Here is a 5,719-nt window from a genome sequence, read left to right on the forward strand (position 1 = left end):
CAATCGCGATAGCTTTTCGAGAGCTCGGGCGAACGGGTGGCCAGGGCCCGCACCGCGCCGGCCACGATCGAGAACCCGCGGCCCGCGGCTCCGGCGCGGGCGGCTTCGATCGAGGCATTGAGCGACACCATCACCACATGATTGACGATGCGCGCCAGCTCGTGGTTCTTGCTGTGCATGTCCTGGTTTTGCGCCATCAGCGAGATCATCTGCTCATGCCAGCGCTCGAACGTCGCTGCAAACTGCTTCAAGCGCGCCGCCTCGCCCTCGATTTTCTTTGCATGTGCCAACCCATCGTCCCGGCGGGCCTGAGCGGCGCCGAGCGCGGCGCGGGCCTCGGCCGCGCTCGCCGATTCAGACGCGAGCGCATCCGAGAGCCTTGCGATCTCGGCCGACAGCTCGTCGATACGGGTCTCGCGCGCCACTATCTCGCGTGCGTGGCGTGCCGTCTCCTCGTCGTGCACGTCGCTCAAGCGAGCCATCGCTTCGTCCTGCCTGCGCGCCGATACAGCGCTGAGGCGCTTTTGCATAATCCATACGGCCAGCGCCGCGAGTACCGAGCAGGCCACTGCCACCATCCACATCATCCAATCCGTTAGAACCACAGCTATCCCCGACTCGAACTACCCGACTTGCTCATGCTGCTCAGAGGGCTCGGCACCGCGCGGTCGCTCGGCACCACGCTTTATGCCAATGCGTCGTCACGCGCCGCTTTCGACTCCTGGCCAACCGGTGCGCCGAGACTATCGACCACCCACGCCTCGGGCAGATGCACGATCGTCTGAAAGCGACGGAAATCGGCACCGCGCCGATCGTCCGTGAAACGCAATTCGATCCGGCCGTGCTCGCGCTCCAGCATCTCCTTGACCGCATCCATGCCCACACCGCGTCCCGAGACTTCCGTCACCGCCTTGGCGGTCGAGAACCCGCCGCGAAAAATGAGCGCCGCGACGGCTTCATCGTCGATCGCTTCCGTCGACGCGATCCAGCCGCGCTCCGCGGCAATCGCGCGAATGCGCGCCAGCGCCAGGCCGCGGCCGTCGTCGCTGAGCGTCAACTGCAATGCGCCCGCATCGACACCCACTTCGAGCTCGATCGTCCCTGCCTCGCGCTTGCCCGCCGCCAGGCGTTCGTCGGCCGGCTCGATGCCGTGGTCGACGCTGTTGCGCAGCAGATGCATAAAGACGTCGCGCAACGCAGCGCTCGCATGCCGGCGCAGGCGATAGCCGTTGTCGTCGATGGTGACCATGGGTGCGAGCTTGCCGAGTTCCTTGGCGAGCGAAGGCAGCGATTCGAGCGGTCCCGACAGCGCTTCGCCGAAGCTTTCCGTATCGAGCAGGCGCAGCGTGCGGCGCACCGCGTCGCGCATGGCGATGAGCCCTGCCATGTCTCCATCGCGCACCGACTCCACGCGACCCAAGCTCTCGTCGATGTGCGCCCGGTCCACGACCATGTAGCGGCCGCCCTGCGCGCGATGCGCGATCCCGCCCGGCCCCTTGCGGCCGAGATTAACCTCGTTGATCGTCGCGTAATGTTCGACGGCTTGCTTCACGCGTGCGAGCTCGGCAATCGACGCTTCGCGGTCCCAAGCTTCGCCGGCCCCCAGCCGCCGCATTTCGTCATAACGCTGCTCGGCCTCGTGCACGATCGTCGTCAAATGGCGCAGCCCGTACGTGCGCGCGTTGCCTTTGATCGTATGCATGTTGCGGAACAGTTCGGCGACGGCCGATTCATCCGCATGCTCGTGCTGACCGATGATGCGTTCGTTCTCGTGGATGAACCCCTTCGCGCTTTCGACGAACTGATGGAACTTCTCCTGGCTGACCGACAGAATCTCGCCGATCATTTCCAGCTGACGCTTTTGCTCCGTCGATTCGGCCGTGAGGCGTCGCAGTTCGGTCACGTCGCGCACGCACAGCATGAGGCGCATGACGGTATCGGTGTCGTCGGTAATCGCCGACCAGCTCAGATCGAGCGTCTTGGTCCGCCCGTCCGGCATCGTCTTCACCACTTCGTTCACCAGCAAATGCTCGTTGAACGCGAAATTGATGGCGTCTTCACCGATACACGCATGAATCGCGGCTTCGACCTGCGAGCGCGTATCGGCATCGAGGCTCGTCTCGCCGAACACGAGTGACATGACATCGCGGCTCGCGATATCTTCGGACTCGAAGATCGCCTCGAGGTAAGCCGAGTACTCGCCATGCACGAGGCCTCCATCGACAACGGTCAGGATGCCCTGCTGCATGTTCTGCAGCATCGCTTGAATATCGGCCGTCTTCTGCTTCAGCTGCATCGAGCTTTGCTCGATCTTCTCGATCATGTCGTTGAACGCGACGATCGATCGGCCGATTTCGTCCATCCGCTCGACGGGCACGCGCCGCGTGAAGTCCTGATTCGAGGCGATTTCGCTCATCTCCGATTGCATCCGCGTGAGCGGCCGCGTGATCTGGCGATAGAGCAGCAGACCGATGACGGACAACAGCAAGATCGCCGCGGCCGTCTCGCCGCCGATCGCGGTCGTCGTCGTCGCGAGCATGCCGTTCAGCGCGCCGATCGCACCGTCCTTCTGGCGGTTCTTTTCGATGCGCATCGTCTCGACGATGCCTTCGAGTTCGTTGCGATACTCGCCCACAGCGGCGAACAGGAACGCTTGGGCGAGCGCGTCCTTGCCCGATGCCTTCATTTGTTCGGTTTGGTCGATGGCCGAGAAGTAGTTCGCCACGCTTTCGCGCGCCTGCGCGACGAGGCCCTGTTGGGCATGGCTCGCGGCGGCCTTTGCCTGTACCTCGAGGGCGTCGCGCAGCGCGGACTCCTTCGCCTTCAACTGCGCTTGCGCCTGCGAAACCATATTGGCATCGGGCGCGTAGACGAGCGTCATCGTCGCGAGTTGAACGTCTTTGACTTCCGAAACCAGATCGGCCGATGCCAGTGCGCTCGGCACAACGCCTTGCGTGACTTGACGCACTTCCCCCGCACTGCGGCGCGCTTGATAGGTCGCATAGCCGCCGATCGCCGCGAGCGCGACGAACATGAGCAGCACCAGCAATGTGATGCGATGACGGATCGTCATGTGGAACCCCGATGCGTGGTCTTATCGCGCGTGCCGTTGCCGCGCGACATATTCGTTGTGAGTCAATCCTTACATCATTGGGGTAATTATCGAGGCAGGCTCGTGACGAAGTGATGACTGACAAGATCGAGGAGGAAACAGCGAATATCCGGCGACGCAAACGATACAGCGTGGATACCGACACGTTTTAGGTGTTCGGAAATCGTGCATACGCGCAAAGACACCGCGCGCGTAAACGAACAAGGCCGCTTGCAGTCTCCCCGCAAGCGGCCTTCGATGAAGCCGATAAAACTAACAGTCAGTCACTCACTCAGCGGGATGCGTAGCGCAACGCCGAAAGCATACCGAGGGCGCATGCCCTTCTTCTTACAGTTGCGCCTGCACCCACTCCTTCACGCCTGCGAGCGCCGCCGGCAGTTTCTCCGGATCCGTCCCGCCGGCTTGGGCCATATCGGGCCGGCCACCGCCTTTGCCGCCCACTTGTTGGGCGACGAAGTTGACGAGCTCGCCCGCTTTGACCTTCTTGCTCGCATCGGCCGTCACGCCCGCAATGAGGCTCACCTTGCCGCCATCGACCGCCGCCAGCACGATGGCCGCGTGCTTGAGCTTGTCCTTGAGCTTGTCGACGGTCTCGCGCAGCGTCTTGGCATCCGCGCCTTCGAGCGTCGCGGCGAGCACTTGCACGCCCGCTACCTCGACGGCCTGCGCCGCGAGTTCGTCGCCCTGGCTCGAAGCGAGCTTCGACTTCAGCGCGGCCAGTTCCTTCTCGAGCGACTTGACCTGATCCTGCACCTGTGCGACGCGCTGGGTGAGTTCCGACGGCTGTGCCTTCAGCGCTGCCGCCACCGCGTTGACACGGCTTTCGAGCCCTTGCACGTAGCGCACGGCGTTATCGCCCGTAATGGCCTCGACACGGCGAATGCCGGCGGCCACGCCCGTTTCGGCGACGATCTTGAACAAGCCGATATCGCCAGTGCGATGCACGTGCGTGCCACCGCACAACTCGCGGGAAAAGCCCAGATCGAGCACGCGCACTTCGTCGCCGTACTTCTCGCCGAAGAGCGCCATCGCGCCGCCCTTCACGGCCTCGTCGTACGGCATGACGCGCACGATGCCGGGCGCGTTGGCGAGCACTTCGGCGTTGACGATGTCTTCGACGCGCCGCACCTGCTCGTCCGTCATCGGCGCGTTGTGCGCGAAGTCGAAACGCGTTTTTTCGTCGTCGACGAGCGAGCCCTTTTGCTGCACGTGGCCGCCGAGCACTTCGCGCAGCGCCTTGTGCATCAAGTGCGTCGCCGAGTGGTTGCGCGCCGTGCGGGCGCGGCGGACCGCATCGATTTCCGCCTTGACGACATCGCCCACCTTCAGCGTGCCCTGCTCGAGCGTGCCGTGATGGCCGATCACATCGGCCTGCACCTTCAGTGTATCGGCCACCGCGAAGCGCACACTTGCATTCGCAAGCACACCCGTATCGCCCACCTGGCCGCCCGATTCGGCATAGAACGGCGTGTGGTCGAGCACGATCACGGCATCTTGCCCGTGTTTCACTTCGTCGACGGCCGTTCCTTCGACATACAGCGCGACAACCTTGGCATCGTCGAAAATCGATTCTTCATAGCCGTGGAAGGTGGTTTTCGCACCCGAGTACTCGAGCCCTTGCGCTGCCTTGAACTTGCCCGCCGCGCGTGCCTGCTCGCGCTGACGCGACATGGCTTCGTCGAAGGCCGGCTCGTCCACGGTCATCTCGCGCTCGCGGCAGACGTCGGCCGTCAGATCGAGCGGGAACCCGTAGGTGTCATGCAGCTTGAACGCCAACTCGCCCGACAGCGTCTTGCCGCCCTTGGCATCGAGTTCGGCGAGCGCCGCGTCGAGAATCGACATGCCGTGTTCGATCGTTTCGAAGAAGCGCTCTTCTTCCTGACGCAGCACATCGGTCACGCGCGCCTGCGCATCGGCCAGTTCGGGATAGGCCGAACCCATTTGCGCGACGAGATCCGCCACGAGCTTGTGGAAGAACGAATGCTTGCAGCCGAGCTTGTAGCCGTGGCGGATCGCGCGGCGCACGATCCGGCGCAGCACGTAGCCACGCCCTTCGTTGCCGGGGATGACGCCATCGACGATCAGGAACGAGCAGGCGCGAATGTGATCGGCAATGACCTTCAGCGAGTTGTTCCCGAGATCGGCCACGCCCGTTTCGCGCCCCGCCGCGGCGATGAGCGCCTGGAACAGATCGATCTCGTAGTTGCTGTGCACGTGCTGCAGGACCGCGGCGATGCGCTCCAGGCCCATGCCCGTATCGACGCAAGGCTTGGGCAGCGGCGTCATGTTGCCTTGAGCGTCGCGGTTGAACTGCATGAACACGAGATTCCAGATCTCGATGTAGCGATCGCCGTCTTCCTCGGGCGATCCCGGCGGGCCGCCCCAGACGTCCGGGCCGTGATCGTAGAAGATTTCCGAGCACGGGCCGCAGGGGCCGGTATCGGCCATTTGCCAGAAGTTGTCCGACGCGTAGCGTGCACCCTTGTTGTCGCCGATGCGGATGATGCGCTCGGTGGGCACGCCCACTTCCTTCGCCCAGATGTCATGGGCTTCGTCGTCTTCCTGATAGACGGTGACCCACAGCTTTTCCTTCGGCAGCTGATAGAC

General features: G+C 63.6%; 3 protein-coding genes. All 3 read right to left on the reverse strand.

Annotation, left to right across the window (positions count from 1 at the left end; translation table 11 throughout):
- Positions 1-425, reverse strand: a 425-nt coding sequence (locus tag ACTHL0_RS03465) for a methyl-accepting chemotaxis protein (protein ID WP_440565192.1), incomplete at its 3' end; no start/stop codon positions are given.
- A gap of 260 nt (positions 426-685) precedes the next feature.
- Positions 686-3,073 (reverse strand): ATP-binding protein, encoded by a 2,388-nt coding sequence (locus ACTHL0_RS03470; protein ID WP_440565193.1) that lies wholly within the window; start codon positions 3,071-3,073, stop codon positions 686-688.
- A gap of 366 nt (positions 3,074-3,439) precedes the next feature.
- Positions 3,440-5,719 (reverse strand): alanine--tRNA ligase (gene alaS / locus ACTHL0_RS03475; RefSeq protein ID WP_440565194.1); only part of this gene is annotated, 2,280 nt, incomplete at its 5' end.

Source organism: Trinickia sp., from assembly GCF_051961175.1.
In the GTDB taxonomy this organism is placed as follows: Bacteria; Pseudomonadota; Gammaproteobacteria; order Burkholderiales; family Burkholderiaceae; genus Trinickia.